Origin of the sequence: Pseudomonas putida, from assembly GCF_030159595.1 — a bacterium.
In the GTDB taxonomy this organism is placed as follows: Bacteria; Pseudomonadota; Gammaproteobacteria; order Pseudomonadales; family Pseudomonadaceae; genus Aquipseudomonas; species Aquipseudomonas putida_AC.
This window is the reverse complement of the sequence record NZ_BSKJ01000011.1, coordinates 175,367-194,612: the sequence shown is the minus strand read 5'-3', so window position 1 is coordinate 194,612 and position 19,246 is coordinate 175,367. Positions and strand designations below refer to the sequence as shown.

The window sequence follows — 19,246 nt, the reverse complement described above, 5'->3', positions numbered from 1 at the left end:
GAAATTTAACGCACCCAAGCCATGCGCCGATGTCGTGCAGGTGCCCAGAGGCGGCCAGCAAGAGGGTTAAATTTCGGCGCCTGGCCTACGTTCTAGCCATCGATGGGCCGTGCATGCGGCGCTAATGACAGGCACAGGTAATTCAATGACGATTTCTCGACGAGGGTTCATCGCGGGTGTGGCCCTTACCGGCGTGGCGGTGCCCGGCGCGCTCTATGTGCATCGCCAGCTCACACGCCCAGAAGCATTTCCGGAGACCCCCGGTGAAGCCGTCGTCGAACTGGCTGATACAGCGGTCAGGCAGCTGGGTGATGCCCTGCGAGGTGTGTGGAGCTGGACCTTTTTGGGGGCGGACGCCGGCCTGGAGGGCTTGCCTGAGCAAACGCTGGAGTTGTTTCTTGATGTTGCCCCGACGGGCCGTGGTTTGCGCGGCTATCTGGACACCCCGCAGCGCTTGCGCGCAATCGATGAGCCGCGTTACCGGGTCGTTGGCGAGGTATTGGCCGATTCGCCGGGCAAGTTGCGTTGGCGCTTGTTCCACCGCGATGTGGCTGCCCCGCTGTACGAATGCCATGTGGTACTCGATGAGGTCTGGGGCGAGTTCGGAAATGCGGGGCCCGCCACGCTCAATGGCCGTATCTCGCGGCTGGACCGGCCGCTGGCCATGCCGCTTCAGGACAATCAGTTCCTGGTCAGCAAGCGCATGTTCCCCGAAGCCCGGGAGCATGCCGCGCTCCAGCCGCAGTTGCTTGCCTGGCTGGTCACACCCGAGCACCGCCTTTTCCATCAACTTTGGCATGCATCGCGGGACAAGTGGCACCGGCTTGCGCAAGACAACCGCAACGCGCTGCGCGGGCTCGGCTGGCAACCTGGGCCTCCGCAGCGTGAGCGTGATGCGCGTGGCCGGCACAAAGACCGCAATGGCTCGGGCGAAGACTTCCTGTTCATGCATCGACACATGCTGAACAAGGCGCGGTCGATGCAGGCGCTGCCATCGTGGACGAAGTTCCCCTTGCCCCAGCCAGAACTGGAGCGGGACCGTGCCGGCTTCGCTCGTTACTTCGATAATGTCGACGGGGATGCGCTGCCGCCCACCTGGCTGGCGTATGGAGACGACGAATACACGCAGTGGGTGCGGGATATCAAGGGCTCCGAAGCGTTTCATGCCAATTTTCAGGTGTGGGAGTCCCGATACAGTGACCCGGAGTACCTGGCCAAGCTGACCTTGGGGCAGTTCGGTTCGGAGGTTGAACTGGGGCTGCATGACTGGTTGCACATGCGTTGGGCGTCAGTGCCGCGGGACCCGGTCAATGGCTTGCCAATACCCATGGCACGCACCCCGGACGACTATGCCGCGCGCTGGTTCGCGGCTGAAAATGACTTTCTGGGCGATCCGTTTTCATCCCATGTCAACCCGGTATTCTGGCGTTTTCATGGTTGGATCGACGACCGTATCGAAGACTGGTATCGAGCCCATGAGCGCTACCATCCGGGCCAAGTGGTGCGCCAGCAGGTCAATGGCGTGCACTGGTTCGCCGAGGGGCGCTGGGTGGAGGTGTCCGACCCCTGGTTGGGGCCGGACACGCATGGCTGCAGCACGGTGCCTGGGTTGCAGGTTGGCAAAAGCGTGGAAATGGACCCGGAGACCATGAAGCTGGCGATGCGTGTCATCTATGCGGATGAAGAGCGTTTTGCCGGCTTGGCCAGCAAGGTGCCGCGTCGGCCCTGGTATGCCCGGCACCTGAAAATGAAACAACGTGCGCGTTGAGCGCACGTCGTCGTTACAGCGTTTGCTTTTCTGTCTGCCAGCCACCGCCCAGGGCTTTGTACAGTGCGATGCTGCCCTGCAGCCGCGATAGCAGCAGCTGTACTTGCTGGTCTTGGGCCTGGTAGAGGGTACGCTGGGTTTCAAGCACGCTCAGCAGGGTTTCGGCGCCGGCCGCATAACGGCGTTGCGCCAGGTCGAAAGCAATGCGCGCCTGTTCCACTTCCTCATCTTGCCACCGACGCTGGCGGTCCACGCCTTCAATGCTGTTGAGGGCTTTTTCGACGTCGGCAAAGCCTGACACGATGCTACTGCGATAGTCCTCAAGCAGTTCTTGCCGTTGCGCCAGGGCGAGGTCGCGAGAGGCACGCAAGCGCCCATTATTGAATATTGGCGCTGCCAGGCCGGCAGTGAGGGTGTAGTAGGGGCCTTCGAACAGGTTGGCCAGGGTATCGGCGCCTGTGCCCAGGTTGGCGCCAAGGGTCAGCTTGGGCAGCATTGCCGCCCTTGCTACTTGAACATCGGCGTTGGCTGCGGCAAGGCGGGCTTCGGCAGTTGCAATGTCAGGGCGACGCCCGAGCAGTTCGCTGGGGACGCCGCTGCCGATCTGCGGCCAGTTCAGGTTGCTGATGGTTTCCTGGTTGGTTGGCAGTTTTTGCACAGGATCGCCCAGCAGGGTGGCCAAGGTGACCCGGTTATCCTGATTCTGCTGCTCGAGCAATGGCAACTGACGCTCCTGTGCCGCTACCAGGCTGCGTTGCTGGGCGAGCTCCAGGCGCGTTGTCGTCCCTGAGCGCTGCCGCGCTTCGACCAACTGCAGGACGTCGCGCGCATTGCGCAGGTTCAGCCGAGCGATGCGCAATTGCTCATCCAGTGCCAGGCCGCGCAGATAGGTGTCGGCAACTGAGCTGACCACGGTCAGCTCTACCGTCTGGCGGTCGAACCGACTGGCATCAAGGCTGAACAGGGCGCTGTCACGCGCCGCACGTACGGCGCCCCAGAAGTCGACTTCGTAGCTGGCCGACAGAACGTTGGCGTAGGACTTGCTGGTGCGCTCGCTTGAGCTGACATCCAGCTGACTGCTGCCTGTGCCATGCATCAGGTGTTGCTTGCTGGCATCCAGTGCAAATTGCACCTCTGGCAGCAACGGGGCGCCTGCGATCACGGCGTTGGCCTGGGCCTGCCGTACCCGGGCAGCGGCGGCAGCCAGGTCGTGGCTGTTGTGCCGGGCACGTTCGATCAAGCGGTCCAGTTGCGGGCTGGCGAAGGCTTTCCACCAGGCACTGTCCGGCCAGGCAGATGTGCTGGCTGGCACCGCCGTCTGCCATGCCAGGGGTGCATCGATGGCGGGTGAAGGGGAGGGCGGTGTGCTGCAGGCGGCAAGGCACAGGCTTAACGTCAAAAGGTTGATGCGACTTGGCAATATCATGGGGTCATTCGCTGGAAAGGGCTTTGACAGGGTCAAGGCGAGCAGCTTTGCGCGCAGGCATGTAGCCGAACACGACTCCTGTGACGACGGCGCAGGCGAATGCGCCAAGAATGGCAGGCAGGGCGAAGGCTACGGCGATGTTCGCCAGCATCAGGCCAACACCCAGCCCCAGCGCCAGCACGATTCCGCTCACCCCGCCAACCATCGAGAGCAGGACCGCCTCAGTCAGAAATTGCCGCAGGATGTCGCGCTGACGTGCGCCAGTGGCCATGCGGATGCCAATTTCCCGCGTGCGCTCACGAACGGTCATCAGCATGATGTTCATGACGCCGATGCCGCCCACCAGCAGGGAGATGGCGGCAATGGCGCCGAGCATCAGCGACAGGCTGCTCTGTGTACGGGCTTCGGCCTGAATGAGTGCCGCGTCGTTGGTCAGCTCGAAGTCGTGCTTGCCTTGATGGCGTGCGCGCAACAGGTGTTCGATAGAGGCTTCGGTTTCGTTGACCTGGCTTGAGTCCAGTGCGGCGACGGTGATGTAGTCTGGGTCGCGGTGGCCGAACAGGCGCACGGCAGCGGCCGAGTAGGGCACCACGATGCGTCCGTCACTGTCCTGGTCGCCGGAACTGGCGCCCTTGCCAACCAGAATGCCCACGACCTGGAAGGGCACGTTACCAATCAGCAGGTACTGACCCAGCGGGTCGCGGTCTGGGGGGAGCATCTTTTCCCGTACCTTCTGGCCGATCACCGCGACTGCCGCGCCATTGGCCTCGTCCGCCTCGCTGAAGAACGTGCCCTGCGCCACGGGCCAGTTGAAAATTTCCGGGAACCAGGTGTTGTTGCCGCCTACATAGAAGGGCTGGCTGTTATTGCCATGGCGCACCATCATCTTCTCGCCGATCACCGGCATGATGTGTTTGACCAGTGGCAACTCGCTGATGGCGGAGACGTCGTCCAGGGTGATGGTGCCTGCTGGCTCGCGCAGGGTGGGTGGTTTCCCGTTGAGGTACAGGATGTTGGAACCGAACGCAGCCATTTGCGCCATGACCTGGCGCTTGCTGCCTTCGCCTACCGCCAGCATGACCACCACCGATGCAACGCCGATTACGATGCCCAGCAACGTGAGCGCGGTGCGAAAACGGTTGATCCACATCACCCGCCACGCCGCCTGGAGTGCTTCGACCAACTCGCCTTTCCAGTTGCCGCGCAGGTTGACCCCTCGGCTCAGGCGCTGGCGGAGGTCTTCGGCTTGCAGGCCTTGGCCCAAGAGTTGAGGGGGGTGATCCGCAGCCGAGTCGCTGGTCATCTGACCGTCGCGTATTTCGATCACTCGATGGGCCCGGGCGGCAACCTCACGGTCGTGGGTAATGAGAATGATGACATGCCCCTGGCTGGCCAGCTCGTCGAGCAAGGCCATGACCTCGGCACCGCTATGGCTGTCGAGCGCGCCGGTGGGTTCGTCGGCAAGAATGATGTGACCGCCGTTCATCAGTGCGCGGGCGATGGAAACCCGTTGTTGCTGGCCCCCGGAGAGCTGATGTGGCCGGTTGCCCGTGCGGTTGGCCAGGCCCAGTCGCTCCAGCAGTGCGGTAGCTCTGACATGGCGCTGATGCGCCGGGGTGCCTGCATAGATCGCTGGCATCTCGACGTTTTCCTGGGCCGAGCCGGACGGAATCAAATGATAACCCTGGAAGACAAAGCCGAAGGCTTCGCGACGAAGCCAGGCTAACGCGTCGCTGTCCAGTTCGGCGACATCTTTGCCGGCGAAGTGATAGCGGCCGCTGGTAGGGCGGTCGAGGCAACCGAGGATGTTCATCAGCGTCGATTTGCCTGAGCCGGATGCACCGACGATCGCGACGAACTCGCCGGGGTGAATGCTCAGGCTGATACCGCGCAGCACTTCTACCGTGGGCGTGTCGACGCCACCATAGACTTTGCGGATATCCTGGAGCTCGATCAGCGGCGTGTTCATTCAACCTCCGCTGGCGCGGTGTGCGCCGATGATCACTTGCTCGCCTTCGCTCAAGCCATCAAGGATCTGGACACGCAGGCGATCGCTCAAGCCGGTGCGAACCTGTCGCTGTTCGATCTGTCCTTCACGGTTCAGCACTTGGGCAATGTGCATGCCGTTCTCGTTGGTGTCGTCCAGCGCGGCCAGGGGAGCAGTCAGTACCTGGCTGGCTGCACCGGCAACAAAGAATACCTGGGTCGTCATTTCGGCCATCAGGGCGCCATCGGGGTTGTCCACATCGAGCAGGACCGTGTATTGCACCACCTGGCTGCCGGCAGTGCCGTTGCTGGCGCTGGCCGGGCTGCCTCCCCCCCGACTGGTCTGCTCGAGCGGTTTGGGCGAAACGGGCAGGATCTGGCGAACCTTGCTGGTCCAGCGGCGCTTGCCGCCGGCCAAGGTCGTGAAATAGACCGACATACCAGGCACTACCCGGCCAATATCTGCTTCCGATACCTGCGCCCAGACCGTCATGGGCGACAACTTGGCGATACGCAGGATCAACGGTGTCTGCTGCTGCGCGTTGAGCGTCTGGCCCTCACGGGCATCCACCGCCACAACGGTACCGTCCATGGGCGCATAGATACGGGTGTAACCCAGCTCCGCTTCATCGCTGCGCAGGCTCGCATGTGCCTGGCGTATCTGTGCCTGGTACTTGGCAATGCGTGCTTCGGTGACTTTCAGTTGCGCCTGCGCGGTTTGCAGGTCTTCGTCGCGGGTGGCGTTGGCGGCAGCCAGGTCGCGTTGGCGCCGGTACTGTTGCTGTGCCAATTGATACTCGGCGCGTTGTTCGGCCAGCTCCGCCTTGAGGTTCTCGATCGAGAAACGACCGGCATCGACTCGGGCCTGTTGGGTGGAGGGGTCAATTTCCACCAACAGTTGCCCTTTGCGCACCTCATCACCCACTTCCACATGCAGCGTGCGGATCTGCCCTGAAGCCTGTGCGCCGACGTCAACATACTGGCGTGGCTGCAGCGTACCCAGCGCGGTAACACTGCTCTCGATATCGGCGCGCGTGACGGGCACTGTATGCGTCTGAGGGCCGCTTGAGGGCAGCGTCTTCCAGGCGATCAGGCAACTGGCCGAAAGCAGGCTTATGCCGCCGATGAGCAAGCGGCGGCGGATAGTGTTTTGGCGACTCATAGGAACTTCCGGCCGAGGGGTTGTGGTCATGTCCTGCCAATCGTGGCGTACACAGCGGTGCCAGATAAACGATCGACCCTGCAGAGGATTTAACCGGCAGGCGCAGGTGTGTGAAAGTTGCTGAGAATGCTTATAGTTTGTAATATTGGCAAGCTGATATCACAGGGCCTTGCGTCGCCGGGACGGTGGACGGCAAGGCGATGCCAGGTGCCGTTGTGGAACATTACTATCGCGAATTGGTGGGTTTTCTTTCCGCACGCCTGGGCAGTCGCCAGGCTGCTGAAGATGTGGCTCACGATGCCTACCTGCGAGTGCTCGAGCGCACCGCTGCCCAGCAAATCGAGCACCCCCGCGCGTTTCTGTATCGTACGGCGTTGAACCTGGTGATCGACCGTCATCGTCGGCAGGCGTTGCGTCAGTCCGAGCCGCTTGAAGTTCTGGACCTCGATGAGCGCTGGCACAGTCCTGCGCCTGGCCTTGACATGCAGCTGGAGCAGCGGCTGGCGCTGATGCAAAAAGCACTCGATGAATTGAGCGGGCCTTGCCGTGAGAGCTTTTTGTTACGCAAGCTCGACGGCCTGTCACATGAGCAGATCGCTCAGCGCCTGGGCATCTCCCGGAGCTTGGTGGAAAAGCACATCGTAAACGCCATGAAGCATTGCCGGGTGCGCATTCGCCAGTGGAATTCCTGAAAACGCGGTAAAGGCCAGCTGCAAATTATGATTACTGGCCACTTGATTTCTGGTTGTTTCCCTACAAGTATCTAAGTTGACCGCTCCAGGCGCAGCTCTGGAGTTTGCCTGTTGCTGGCGCAGTCTGGTCAAGGAGAGTGTCCTTCTACTTAACTGCCCAGGTCCGACAATGGCCAACAAGACCCTGCGCATCCTGATCGCCGACGAGCATCCCTGCCAGCGCCTGCAGTTGGAGAAGCTGCTCAATGGCTTGGGCTATTACCGGATCGCTCCGGTGGAAAGCTTCGAAGAGCTGCAGCGCCTGGTGCATTGTGCGTTGCAGCCGTTCAATTTGCTGGTCGGCAATATCGAGTTGGCCAGCCACGCGGGCGTCGACCTGGCGCGTTTTTGCCGGGTCAGTGCGCAGATCCAGCATGCGCTGCTCTATCACTCTCAGCAGTTGAAAGTGCCAGCGGTGCCGCGTGCCGAGCGCCAGGCGGTGAGTATCAGCCTGTCGCAGGTGCCCGATAATGAGGCCTTGGAATCGTTCATGGGCATTATCGATACGCCATTGGTCATTGGCAGATTGCCGTTGTCGACGGAGATCTCCAGTGGCGTGCCCCAGGCCAGGCGGCACAGGAATTTCGCACAGACGGTCTTCACCCGCTAACAGGGCTTCGCGGGGCAATAGGGCAGCTATTTGTTATCCTCTTGCCCTTTGCCGATTTGCGGACCCTGCCATGACTGCTATCGATACCGCTCGCCCGCCCCGGTTCAGCCGCGGCGACCACAGGACCCTGGGCCTGGCGGCACTGGGCGGCGCGCTGGAAATCTACGACTTCATCATTTTCGTGTTCTTCGCGCTGACCCTCAGCCAGCTGTTCTTCCCGCCCGAGATGCCCGAGTGGCTACGGCTGCTGCAAAGTTTCGGCATCTTCGTCACGGGATACCTGGCGAGGCCGCTGGGCGGCATCCTGATGGCGCACTTTGCCGATCACCTGGGGCGCAAGCGGGTGTTCAGCCTGAGCATCCTGATGATGGCCCTGCCATGCCTGCTGATCGGGGTGATGCCGACCTATGCCGAGATCGGCTATGCCGCACCGCTGATCCTGCTGGCGCTGCGTATCCTCCAGGGGGCTGCGGTGGGTGGCGAGGTGCCGAGTGCCTGGACTTTCGTCGCCGAGCATGCGCCTGCCGGGCGGCGTGGTTATGCCCTTGGCTTCCTGCAGGCTGGCCTGACCTTTGGCTACCTGTTGGGCGCGCTGACCGCGACGTTGCTGGCGCAGGTGTTTACGCCACAGGAAATCCTCGACTACGCCTGGCGTTACCCGTTCTTGCTGGGTGGAGTGTTTGGTGTGATTGGCGTTTGGCTGCGCCGCTGGCTCAGTGAGACACCGGTGTTCCTTGCCCTGCGTGCGCGCCAGGAACAGCCGGTGAAATTCCCGCTGCGGCGGGTGCTGGGCGAGCATCGCCGGGCGTTGATCCCGGCAGCCTTGCTGACCTGTGTGCTGACCTCGGCCGTGGTGGTGCTGGTGGTGATCACCCCGACAGTGATGCAGCAGCGCTTTGGCATGAGTGCCGGGCATACCTTTGCCCTGAGCAGCGTGGGCATTGTCTTCCTCAATATCGGCTGCGTACTGGCCGGGTTGCTGGTTGACCGCGTGGGCGCCTGGCGTGCGCTGATGCTCTACAGCCTGCTGCTGCCGCTGGGTATCGGCGCGTTGTACGCCAGCCTGATTGGGCAGTGGGGCATGACCTGGCTGGCTTATGCGCTGGCGGGGCTGTCCTGCGGTGTAGTGGGGGTGGTGCCTTCGGTGATGGTCGGGCTGTTCCCGGCCGAGATCCGTGTGTCGGGGATTTCCTTCACCTACAACGTGGCCTACGCGCTGTGGGCCAGTACCACGCCGCTGGCGCTGATTGCGCTGATGCCGTGGAGCCCGTGGGTGTGTGTCGGGTTTTGTCTGATCATGGGCACGGTGGGGCTGCTGACGGCCTTGTATTTTGGGCGTCGGGAGCCATTGGCGTTCGCGGCGGAGCCGATGCCGATCATGTGCGGTGACAAATGAGCCGGTAACGGTCTCGGGGCATTGAGGCATCCTTCCAGGCGGGGGTTATTGGAATAACCTATTAGCCAAATTTAACCTGGAAGGTTAATTTCTCATGGAAAAGAGAACGCCTCATTGTCCGCTGGAGCGTGTGAAGGCATTGACGGCTGCAAGGCGCATCAGTCCTACAGGCGCTGCATTGAGAGGCGCCAAGTATCCGGGCATGCTTGAAGTGATCGCCAGCTTGAAGCGCACGGATTTCTACAAGAGCATGACCAGCCAAATGGATCACCGGGTTTGGCAGGACGTATATCGTCCGCTTACGGCAATTGGGTACGTTTATCTAAAAGTGTCCGTGGTAGACGACGTGCTCATCGTGTCTTTCAAGGAGTTGTGATTATGAGATGTCCAATATGCGGCGGTGCGGAGCTTGCGCCTGACATTCAGGGCATGCCCTTTAGCTACAAAGGCGAGACGACCATAATCCCTGATGTAAGTGGCGATTACTGTTCTGCATGTGGCGAATGTGTACTGAGTCATGATGAAGCCATGCGTGTCAGTAATCTGATGACGGCATTCGAGCGTCAGATCAATGCAGCTGTTGTGGATCCTTCCTTCATTGCCTCCATGCGCCGGAAGTTCGACCTCGACCAGCGTGAGGCGGGGGAAATTTTTGGTGGCGGAGTGAATGCTTTTTCCCGTTATGAAAACGGCAAGACCACCCCGCCAGTGGCGCTGGTGAAGCTGCTTAAACTGCTGGACCGCCACCCCGAACTATTCGAGGAAGTGCGTACTGCCTGATATTGGCAGCCAACAAAAAGCCCCCGTCTCGTGAGAGCCGGGGGCTTTTTGTTGGCTGCCAGGGCAGGGGCCTTACATGTTCGGGTAGTTCGGCCCACCCGCGCCTTCAGGGGTAACCCAGGTGATGTTCTGGGCCGGGTCCTTGATGTCGCAGGTCTTGCAGTGCACGCAGTTCTGCGCATTGATCTGGAAGCGCTTGTTGCCGTCTTCCTGGGTGACCACTTCGTACACGCCCGCCGGGCAGTAGCGCTGTGCCGGCTCGTCGTACAGCGGCAGGTTGCTGGCGATCGGCACGTTCGGGTCGGTCAGCTTCAGGTGGCAGGGCTGTTCCTCTTCGTGGTTGGTGCTGGAGAGGAATACCGAGCTGAGCTTGTCGAAGCTGAGCTTGCCGTCCGGTTTCGGGTAGTCGATCTTTTTCGAGTCCGCCGCCAGCTTGAGGCAGGCATAGTCCGGCTTGGTGTCGTGCAGGGTGAACGGCAGCTTGCCGCCGAACCAGTTCTGGTCGACGTAGTTGAACGCCGCGCCCAGCAGCGGGCCAAACTTGTGCATGGCCGGGCCGAAGTTGCGGCTGGCGAACAGTTCCTCATGCAGCCAGCTGGCCTTGAAGGCATCTACATAGGTATTGAGTGCGTCGCCGCCCTCGCTGCCAGCGATCAGTGCATCAGCCACGGCCTCGGCGGCGAGCATGCCGGACTTCATCGCGGTGTGGCTGCCTTTGATCTTGGCCACGTTCATGGTGCCCAGGTCGCAACCGATCAGTGCGCCACCCTTGAAGACCATCTTCGGCAGCGAGTTGATGCCGCCCTTGGCCAGGGCGCGGGCGCCGTAGCTGATGCGCTTGCCACCTTCGAGGTACTGGCTGATCACTGGGTGGTGTTTCAGGCGCTGGAACTCGTCGAACGGCGACAGGTACGGGTTGGCGTAGGACAGGTCGACGATCAGGCCGACCACCACCTGGTTGTTTTCCAGGTGATAGAGGAACGAGCCACCTGTGTTGTCCTTGGCCATCACATCCAGCGGCCAGCCGGCGGTGTGCACCACCAGGCCCTGCTCGTGTTTGGCCGGGTCGATTTCCCAGATTTCCTTCAGGCCGATGCCGTAGTGCTGGACGTCGGACTCGTTGTCCAGGTTGAAGCGCTTGATCAGTTGCTTGCCGATATGGCCACGGCAACCTTCGGCGAACAGGGTGTACTTGCCACGCAGCTCCATGCCCGGGGTATACATGCCGTCTTTCGGGTTGCCTTCACGGTCCACACCCATGTCGCCGGTGACGATGCCGCGCACCACGCCGTTTTCATCGAACAGCGCTTCCTGGGCAGCGAAGCCTGGGTAGACTTCCACGCCCAGGTTCTCGGCCTGCTGCGCCAGCCAGCGGCACAGGTTGCCCAGCGAGATGATGTAGTTGCCATGGTTGTGCATGGTCTTGGGCACGAACAGGTCGGGCACCTTGGTGGCGCTGCCGGCATCCTTGAGCACATAGATGTCGTCGCGCTTCACTTCGGTGTTCAGCGGTGCGCCGAGTGCTTTCCAGTCGGGGAACAGCTCGTTCAGGGCGCGGGGTTCGAACACGGCGCCGGAGAGGATGTGGGCGCCCACTTCAGAGCCTTTTTCCACCACGCAGACGCTGATTTCGCTACCGGCTTCGGCGGCCTTCTGCTTCAGGCGGCAGGCGGCGGACAGGCCCGCCGGGCCGGCGCCGACGATGACCACGTCGAATTCCATGTATTCGCGTTCCACTGGTTCTCTCCTACTCATCAAGGCTCGTGCTGTTGCTTTGTCTTATGGGTGCTTGCGCGCAGTGGCTCATCACGGGAGCGAAACTGTAGCTACGCAAATGACGGACTACACCGTTTTGTCTTGGCCGCGCATTATATCTACACCACTTGGCGGGTCCAATACAAACGTTTGTTTGAATTTGCCGCAGGCCAGTAAAATCACAGGAGCGCGGCTGGAGGGTGACCGATTTGCCGTATTGACCGGATGGGGTGTTACGGTCAAGATACGAGCGGTTTTACGTTCGCCGTAGGCTTGCAGCCGGGCGCAGGTACACCTCTAAAGACCAGGTGTGGAGCAGGGTTTTGCGGCCTTTGGCCGGCTTGTAGTGGAGTTTACACGCCACGACAGAAAATGACCCGTGAGTATTTGTCGCAATGGTCCGAACAAGACTGTTCGGTCACTGTGAAGTTATTGCCTCCCGATACGTTTTTAGAGGTGCCCTTGTACCCACGCGCATCGCACAGGGCTCAGCCCCAGGCGACTATCTATTCACCGGAGAGTAACGAGGAATCCATGAAGGTTCTTGTAGCTGTCAAACGAGTGGTCGACTACAACGTCAAGGTTCGCGTCAAGGCGGACAACTCCGGCGTCGACCTTGCTAACGTCAAGATGTCCATGAACCCCTTCTGCGAAATCGCCGTGGAAGAGGCCGTTCGCCTTAAGGAAAAGGGCGTTGCGACCGAGATCGTCGTCGTTTCCGTCGGCCCGACCACTGCCCAGGAGCAACTGCGTACTGCCCTGGCCCTGGGTGCCGACCGCGCCATCCTGGTAGAAGCCGCTGACGAACTGAACTCCCTGGCCGTGGCCAAGGCGTTGAAAGCCGTTGTCGACAAGGAGCAGCCACAGCTGGTCATCCTCGGCAAGCAGGCCATCGACAGCGACAACAACCAGACCGGCCAGATGCTGGCTGCGCTGACCGGTTACGCCCAAGGCACCTTCGCTTCCAAAATTGAAGTGCAAGGTAACCTTGTTGTCACCCGCGAAATCGATGGCGGCCTGCAGACCGTATCGCTGAGCCTGCCAGCCGTCGTCACCACTGACCTGCGCCTGAACGAGCCGCGCTACGCGTCGCTGCCGAACATCATGAAGGCCAAGAAGAAGCCGCTGGAGACCGTCACTCCAGACGCGCTGGGCGTTTCCCTCGCCTCCACCAACAAGACCCTGAAGGTTGAAGCCCCGGCTGCCCGCAGCGCGGGCATCAAGGTCAAATCGGTGGCCGAACTGGTCGAGAAGCTGAAGAACGAAGCGAAGGTAATCTAAATGACTATCCTGGTTGTCGCTGAATACGAAAACGGTGCCGTAGCCCCGGCCACCCTGAACACTGTTGCCGCTGCCGCCAAGATCGGTGGTGAGGTGCATGTGCTGGTCGCTGGCCAGAACGTCGCCGACGTTGCCGCGTCCGCTGCCAAGATCGCTGGCGTGACCAAGGTGCTGGTTGCCGATAACGCTGCCTACGCCCATGTGCTGCCAGAGAACGTCGCGCCGCTGATTGTCGAGCTGGCCAAGGGTTACAGCCATGTGCTGGCCCCGGCCACCACCAACGGCAAGAACATCTTGCCGCGCGTTGCTGCGCTGCTGGACGTGGACCAGATCTCCGAGATCATCTCAGTCGAGTCCGCCGACACCTTCAAGCGCCCGATCTATGCCGGTAACGCCATTGCCACCGTGCAATCGAGCGCTTCGGTCAAGGTCATCACCGTGCGTACCACCGGCTTCGACCCAGTCGCCGCCGAAGGTGGCTCGGCTGCCGTTGAAACCGTGGGTGCCGCGCACAACGCTGGCATTTCGGCCTTCGTTGGCGAAGAGCTGGCCAAGTCTGACCGCCCAGAGCTGACCGCTGCCAAGATCGTCGTTTCCGGCGGCCGTGGCATGGGCAACGGTGACAACTTCAAGCACCTGTACAGCCTGGCCGACAAGCTCGGCGCTGCCGTCGGTGCCTCGCGCGCCGCAGTCGACGCAGGCTTCGTACCGAACGACATGCAGGTCGGCCAGACCGGCAAGATCGTTGCGCCACAGCTGTACATCGCCGTCGGTATCTCCGGCGCGATCCAGCACTTGGCCGGCATGAAAGACTCCAAAGTGATCGTTGCGATCAACAAGGACGAAGAAGCACCGATCTTCCAGGTCGCCGACTACGGGCTGGTCGCCGACCTGTTCGAAGCGGTTCCGGAGCTGGAAAAGCTGGTCTGATCCGCCTGCTTCACTTATAAAGAACCCGGCCCTCGTACAGGGGGCCGGGTTTTTTTGTGGTCTGTTCCGGCCCTATCGCCGGCAAGCCAGCTCCCACAGGCACTGCACTTTTCTCAGGGATTGTGCGGTACCTGTGGGAGCTGGCTTGCCGGCGATAGGGCCTGGCCAAGCAATACAAGGAGTGAGCAATGGTGCTGCGTAAAGCAAGCAGGGTACTGGCATGCGTGGCGGCGTTGGTTTCGCCGCTGGCCATGGCGGCAGGCAAGTGCGAACGCCTAGTGGCAACCGGCAGCCCTGATGCGCCGCCCTATTCGTGGCAGGACCCGAAAGACCCGAAACACCTGATCGGCGCGAATGTCGACCTGCTGCGCCAGGTGGCTGGCGAGCTGGGGGTGAAAGTGGAGGTGCTGAACGCTGGCCGCCGTGACCAGGCGCTGGAAGAGGTGCGCAGTGGGCGCATGGATCTGCTGCTCGACACCCCCATGCAGGTGGAGCAATTGACCGCGCTGGACTACATCCATCCGCCGTTGCAGCTCAACGAATACCTGGTGTGGACGCGCCATGATGCCCAGCTGACCTTCGATGGCCCGGCAGACTTGGCCAGGTATCAGGGCAGCGTGTCCGAGCGTGCACGGCTGACCCCGGCCTTCACTGCGTTTGCCAAGGCCCAACTCAAGCTGGTGCCGGCGCAGAACCTGACCCAGGCGTTCCAGAAGCTGGTGCTCGGCCAAGTGGACTATGTACTGGCCGGCCGCTATTCAGGCATGGCCATGGCCCAGAGCCTGGGTATGAACAATGACCTGATCGCGCGTGGCCTGCCGGTGGACCGGCCAGGTCTGTATCTGGCCCTTTCGCACAACTCGGCCTGCAATGACAGCTGGTTGCGTGGGCAATTGGCGAAAAAACTGACAGAATTGCCGATCTCCGGTGCGTCCGAGGCCGTCCTGCAACGTAATGTCGAGCGCTGGAAAGCGCAACTGCAGGCGCCGGCGGACGCCCCCAAACACTAGGAAGATTGCGTGAGAATCCAACCACTAATCCTTGCCTTGGCCATGCTTGGCCTGGCTGGCTGCGCCAATGATCCGGCCCCTGACGAGCAGATGCGCATTTCCGAGCAGGCACTGGAACAGGCCAAGGCCGTAGGTGCTACCGAGCAGGTCGAAACGCTGAAGCTGGCTGAAGACAAGCTGGCCCGGGCCAAGGCCAACATGCTGACCGAAGACTATCGCGATGCACGTATGCGCGCCGAACAGGCCGAGCTGGATGCGCGCCTGGCCGAGGCTCAGGTGCTGAACCAGAAGAGCGAAGAGCAGCTGCAACTGTTGCAGTCGCGGCTCAAGCGGCTGCGCAAGCAGCTGGAGGTGCAGCCATGATCCGCCGTACGCCGTTGGCCGCGCTGGTAGTGCTGGCGCTGGCCGCAGGCTTGCAAGGCTGTGCCAGCCAACGCAGTTCTGCGGCGCTGGATGAAGCCAGTGCTGCCTTCGCGAAGGTCAAGGATGATTCCGATGTGCTGCGCAGTGCGCCGCGCGATGTGATTCGTGCAGGCGAGTCGCTGGCCCGTGCCGAGCGTTTGTCCAGCTACATCGGCACCGGTTCCGATGTGCGCCATTACGCTTACCTTAGCCAGCGTTACAGCGAGATTGCCAGCGAGCATGCCAAACTGGCACTGAGTCAGGAGCGTCAGGCCAAGCTTGACCTGGAACGCCAACGCCTGCAGTTGGCCTTGCGCGAGGCCAAGCTGGCCAGTGTGCAGCAACAGGGCAAGTGGGTCGAATCGCAAATTGCCGCCTTGGCCTCAGAGCAGACCGACCGTGGCCTGGTGATGACCTTGGGTGACGTGCTGTTCGATACCGGCCGTGCCGACCTGAAGAACTCGGCCAGCCGTACCGTGCTCAAGCTGGTGCAATTCCTGCAGCTCAACCCTCGTCGGGTGGTGCGTATCGAGGGCTATACCGACAGCACCGGCGCAGCCGAGGACAACCTGAAACTGTCCCGCGACCGGGCGCAGGCTGTGGCCGACATGCTGGTGGACCTGGGTATCGACGAAAAGCGCTTGCAGGTCGAGGGCTATGGTGACCAGTATCCGATCGAGGCCAACGCCTCGGAGCGGGGCAGGGCGCAGAACCGTCGGGTGGAGATCGTGTTCTCTGATGACAAGGGCAAGCTCGCGCCGGCGCGCTGAGGTTGAGCAAGAAGGGGCTGCAACGCAGCCCCGCTTTTTGTCGGCCTGATCATTTCGATAGTTATCACGCTGTTGTATTGTCGACTATGTTGCATTCTGTCCCAGTACACTTTGCAACTGTTACGGTATCCTCTACCGTCATCGAGCCGCACAAGAACAACGAGCCTGCCGCCATGACCAACCTGCTGCTGTATCAGCGTATCGCCCAGCAACTGGCTGATGACATCCGACGTGGTGTCTACCAGCCAGGCGAGCGTGTACCTTCCGTGCGCAAGATGAGCGCCCAGCTCAATGTCAGCCATGCCACGGTGCTGCAGGCCTATGCCAACCTCGAAGACCAAGGGCTGATCCGCGCGCGACCGCAATCGGGCTATTACGTACACCAGACGCCAGCCCTTACTGCGCAAACCCCGGACATAGCCCGGGTGGAGCGCCCTGGCCTGGTCACCCGTGCCAGCATCATCCAGCAAGTGCTGACCGAGGCGCGCCGTGATGGTGTGTTCCCGTTCGGTGCTGCAGTGCCGCATGTCGATTACCTGCCGGTGCGTGCGCTGCATCAGCAAATTGCCAAGGTCACCCGGTTTCACAGCCCGCGTGCCTTCAGCTACATGTTCAGCCCGGGTTTCGAGCCGCTGCGCCGGCAGATCGCCATTCGCATGCGCGATGCCGGTGTACTGGTCGACCCGCGTGAAGTGATCGTGACTCATGGCTGCGTCGATGCCCTGCAAATGTCGCTGCGCGTGCTGACCCGCCCGGGTGACCTGATCGCCGCCGAATCACCCGCTTATTACGGCTTGCTGCAGTTGGCAGACTTGCTGGGCCTGAAAGTGATCGAGATCCCCAGTGACCCGTCCACTGGCATCAGCCTCGAAGCGTTGCAGCTGGCGGCCAATCAGTGGTCGATCAAGGCCCTGGTGCTGACAGCGCGCCTGAGCAACCCGCTGGGCGGTACCATCCCGGAGGAGCGGCAGAAGCAACTGCTGCGCCTGGCCTCGGACTACGATATCCAGATCGTCGAGGACGACATCTATGGCGAGCTGATGTTCGAGCAGGGCAAGACCAAGGCGCTGAAGGCGTTCGACCGGCTGGACCGGGTGATCTACTGCTCAAGCTTCTCCAAGACCCTGTCTCCTGGCGTGCGTGTTGGCTGGATGATTGCCGGGCGCTACCAGGACGAAATTCAGCGCCTGCAAACCTTCACCACCCATTCGGCCTGCAGCGTGACGCAGATGGGGGTTGCGGCTTACCTGGAGAACGGTGGCTATGACCGGCACCTGCGCTACATCCGCCAGGAGTATCGCAAGAACCTCAGCGCCTACCAGCTGGCGGTGCAGCAGCACTTCCCAGAGGGTACCCAGATGACCCGGCCGACGGGCGGTTTCATCCTTTGGATAAGCCTGCCCGGGCGGGTCAACACCCAAGAACTGCATGTGCGGGCGCTGGAGCAGGGCATCAGTATTGCGCCGGGGCTAATATTCAGTAACACGGAGCAATTCAACCACTGTATCCGCCTCAATTGCGGTATTCCGTGGAGCAAGGAGGCCGAGCGGGCGGTGATTACCCTCGGTTTGCTGGCTCAGCAGTTGTGCAGGGAGCCTGCGCTCACACTTTTGTAAGGCTTGCCAGCCGCCTGTGGAACATGGAGCATACGCACCTTTCTTGCCAGTCTGTCCATTTGCCATGAATGCTTTGCGCTGTTTTGCCCTGATGCTGTGTCTTGCACCGTTTTGCTACCCGGGCAGCCAAGCCTTGGCTGCGCAGTCGGCAAGCCAGGCGCAGGCGGATCAGGGCAAGCAGGTGCAAAAAAAGGCGTCAGCCAAGCCCGTGCAGAAGCAAGCGGTAAAAAAGACCAGCAACAGCAAGGCCAAAGCGCACAAGCCGGTCAGCAAGGCGGTTACCAAACCATTGCCCAAGGCAAAGCTGGACCTCAGCCTGCCAGTCGATATGGTCAACAGCCTCGAACCGAACGTGGGTACTCCGTCGCCCATCCAGCGACGCAAACCTTTGCTGCCGCCCATGTTCACCGAAAAACCAGAAACCAACGACAGCCCGTTCCAGCTCAATGGTCGGCTGATCAACAACGAGATGCAGCTGCAACTGCGCAATGACAGCCGTCATGACGTGGAAGGGGCGGCTATCGATTTCGAGTATCGCCAGTAGCTGGGAACTGACTGCCGAGTCACGGCAGATTTCATCGTGCCAGCAATTTCAAACGCCTGTTTGAGCGGTTACTATCCAGGGACGTTCGTCCCGTTTTGTTCCAGGGAGTCCTGATTTTGGTGAATAGCCATGAACTGCCGTGAGGGCTGTGGTGCTTGCTGCATCGCCCCGTCCATCACTTCTGCGATGCCGCGCATGCCCAATGGCAAGCCAGCGGGCGAGCGCTGCCTGCACCTGACGGCTGCCAATCTTTGCGACCTGTTCGGCAAGCCTGAGCGGCCGGCGGTGTGCGGTGGCTTCAAGGCGGACGTCGAGGTCTGCGGCAGTGACCGTGAAGAGGCAATCAGGATTCTGGGTTGGTGGGAGCAGATGACGGCGGCGTGAGAGGCTGGATCTTCGACAACAAGGATAAACATGATGAGATCGTTCAAGCGTATTGCACTGCTGTGTGGCATGGGTGTTTTGCTGTCGCCTGCGGCCTGGGCCGAAAACTGGCAGGTGGCCAAGGACGAAGAGGGGATCAAGGTTTCCCTGAGTGAAGTGGCCGGTTCCAAGTACAAAGCCTATCAAGGCGTCACCGTGATCAAGGCGCCGTTGGCCAAAGTGCAGGCGTTGCAGGAGGACGTGGTCGGCGCCTGCGCCTGGATTCATGAGTGCAAGTCGCAGAAGCTGCTCAAGCATGAAGGTGATCAGAGCTGGACCTATACCCAGTTCAATACGCCTTGGCCGGTGACGCCGCGTGATTCGGTGCTGCATATCACCACGGTCAAAGGTGCGGATGGCAGCTTGACCCGTAATCTGGTCGAAGAGCCGACCTATGTCCCGGAAGAGAAGGGCTTTGTGCGGGTGGCCAAGGTCGAAGGCTTCTGGAAGCTGGTGCCCAAGGGTGACAGCACGGAAGTGACCTACCAGGTGCACACCGAGCCGGGTGGTAGTGTGCCGGCGATGGTAGCCAACAAGTTCGTGGTGGATGCACCGTTCAATACCCTGAAAGGGCTGCGCGAGCGGGCTGAGAAGCACTGAGGTTTTGTGCTGCCTGTGCCCGCGAAGAGGCCGGGACAGGATGAATAAAAAAGGCT

At 61.2% G+C, this 19,246-nt stretch carries 19 protein-coding genes; 15 read left to right on the top strand and 4 right to left on the bottom strand.

Going from position 1 to position 19,246, the window contains the following annotated elements; translation table 11 throughout:
• Positions 1-145 precede the first annotated feature (145 nt).
• Positions 146-1,768 (top strand): pyoverdine maturation tyrosinase PvdP, encoded by a 1,623-nt coding sequence (pvdP, locus tag QQL85_RS22515; protein ID WP_284356581.1) that lies wholly within the window; start codon positions 146-148, stop codon positions 1,766-1,768.
• Between the two features lie 13 nt (positions 1,769-1,781).
• On the opposite strand, the gene QQL85_RS22510 is transcribed toward pvdP, so the two are convergent.
• From QQL85_RS22510 to QQL85_RS22500, 3 genes are read right to left on the bottom strand one after another with little or no spacing between them, the layout of a single operon-like run.
• On the bottom strand, positions 1,782-3,194 hold the full coding sequence (locus QQL85_RS22510) for an efflux transporter outer membrane subunit (protein WP_284356582.1): 1,413 nt from the start codon (positions 3,192-3,194) through the stop codon (positions 1,782-1,784).
• A gap of 4 nt (positions 3,195-3,198) precedes the next feature.
• Positions 3,199-5,163: a MacB family efflux pump subunit gene (locus QQL85_RS22505; RefSeq protein WP_284356583.1), complete on the bottom strand. Its 1,965-nt coding sequence runs from the start codon at positions 5,161-5,163 to the stop codon at positions 3,199-3,201.
• A complete protein-coding gene (locus tag QQL85_RS22500; RefSeq protein WP_284356584.1) occupies positions 5,164-6,342 on the bottom strand; it encodes an efflux RND transporter periplasmic adaptor subunit in 1,179 nt (392 codons plus the stop codon).
• A 215-nt stretch (positions 6,343-6,557) separates the two neighbouring features.
• On the opposite strand from QQL85_RS22500, the gene QQL85_RS22495 reads away from it, so the two are divergent.
• From QQL85_RS22495 to QQL85_RS22475, 5 genes are all read left to right on the top strand, one after another.
• Positions 6,558-7,034 (top strand): sigma-70 family RNA polymerase sigma factor, encoded by a 477-nt coding sequence (locus tag QQL85_RS22495; protein ID WP_284356585.1) that lies wholly within the window; start codon positions 6,558-6,560, stop codon positions 7,032-7,034.
• A gap of 169 nt (positions 7,035-7,203) precedes the next feature.
• A complete protein-coding gene (locus QQL85_RS22490) occupies positions 7,204-7,683 on the top strand; it encodes a histidine kinase (RefSeq protein ID WP_284356586.1) in 480 nt (159 codons plus the stop codon).
• A gap of 70 nt (positions 7,684-7,753) precedes the next feature.
• Positions 7,754-9,079, top strand: coding sequence for an MFS transporter (locus QQL85_RS22485; RefSeq protein WP_284356587.1), 1,326 nt, complete (start codon positions 7,754-7,756; stop codon positions 9,077-9,079).
• A 94-nt stretch (positions 9,080-9,173) separates the two neighbouring features.
• A complete protein-coding gene (locus QQL85_RS22480) occupies positions 9,174-9,455 on the top strand; it encodes a type II toxin-antitoxin system MqsR family toxin (RefSeq protein ID WP_284356588.1) in 282 nt (93 codons plus the stop codon).
• Positions 9,456-9,457: 2 nt separating this feature from the next.
• On the top strand, positions 9,458-9,859 hold the full coding sequence (locus tag QQL85_RS22475; RefSeq protein WP_284356589.1) for a type II TA system antitoxin MqsA family protein: 402 nt from the start codon (positions 9,458-9,460) through the stop codon (positions 9,857-9,859).
• A 72-nt stretch (positions 9,860-9,931) separates the two neighbouring features.
• On the opposite strand, the gene QQL85_RS22470 is transcribed toward QQL85_RS22475, so the two are convergent.
• Positions 9,932-11,614 (bottom strand): electron transfer flavoprotein-ubiquinone oxidoreductase, encoded by a 1,683-nt coding sequence (locus tag QQL85_RS22470; protein WP_284356590.1) that lies wholly within the window; start codon positions 11,612-11,614, stop codon positions 9,932-9,934.
• Positions 11,615-12,148: 534 nt separating this feature from the next.
• On the opposite strand from QQL85_RS22470, the gene QQL85_RS22465 reads away from it, so the two are divergent.
• The 9 genes from QQL85_RS22465 (at position 12,149) to QQL85_RS22425 (ending at position 19,190) form a co-directional block, all read left to right on the top strand.
• Complete coding sequence (locus tag QQL85_RS22465) at positions 12,149-12,895, top strand: electron transfer flavoprotein subunit beta/FixA family protein (RefSeq protein ID WP_284356591.1); 747 nt, start codon at positions 12,149-12,151, stop codon at positions 12,893-12,895.
• Positions 12,896-13,825, top strand: coding sequence for an electron transfer flavoprotein subunit alpha/FixB family protein (locus QQL85_RS22460; RefSeq protein WP_284356592.1), 930 nt, complete (start codon positions 12,896-12,898; stop codon positions 13,823-13,825). It abuts the gene before it with no gap.
• Between the two features lie 188 nt (positions 13,826-14,013).
• Positions 14,014-14,835, top strand: coding sequence for a substrate-binding periplasmic protein (locus tag QQL85_RS22455; protein ID WP_284356593.1), 822 nt, complete (start codon positions 14,014-14,016; stop codon positions 14,833-14,835).
• 9 nt (positions 14,836-14,844) lie between these two features.
• Positions 14,845-15,198 carry a DUF4398 domain-containing protein gene (locus tag QQL85_RS22450; protein WP_284356594.1) on the top strand — a complete coding sequence of 118 codons (354 nt, stop codon included), beginning with the start codon at positions 14,845-14,847 and terminating at the stop codon, positions 15,196-15,198.
• On the top strand, positions 15,195-16,007 hold the full coding sequence (locus tag QQL85_RS22445) for an OmpA family protein (RefSeq protein WP_284356595.1): 813 nt from the start codon (positions 15,195-15,197) through the stop codon (positions 16,005-16,007). The genes QQL85_RS22450 and QQL85_RS22445 overlap by 4 nt, the downstream gene beginning before the upstream one ends.
• Before the next feature lie 173 nt (positions 16,008-16,180).
• On the top strand, positions 16,181-17,623 hold the full coding sequence (locus tag QQL85_RS22440; protein ID WP_284356596.1) for a PLP-dependent aminotransferase family protein: 1,443 nt from the start codon (positions 16,181-16,183) through the stop codon (positions 17,621-17,623).
• Positions 17,624-17,687: 64 nt separating this feature from the next.
• The gene (locus QQL85_RS22435; protein ID WP_284356597.1) at positions 17,688-18,167 is read left to right on the top strand and encodes a hypothetical protein; all 480 of its coding nucleotides are present in this window, start codon (positions 17,688-17,690) and stop codon (positions 18,165-18,167) included.
• A gap of 129 nt (positions 18,168-18,296) precedes the next feature.
• On the top strand, positions 18,297-18,551 hold the full coding sequence (locus QQL85_RS22430) for a YkgJ family cysteine cluster protein (RefSeq protein WP_284356598.1): 255 nt from the start codon (positions 18,297-18,299) through the stop codon (positions 18,549-18,551).
• 33 nt (positions 18,552-18,584) lie between these two features.
• Positions 18,585-19,190: an START domain-containing protein gene (locus tag QQL85_RS22425; protein ID WP_284356707.1), complete on the top strand. Its 606-nt coding sequence runs from the start codon at positions 18,585-18,587 to the stop codon at positions 19,188-19,190.
• Positions 19,191-19,246 lie beyond the last annotated feature (56 nt).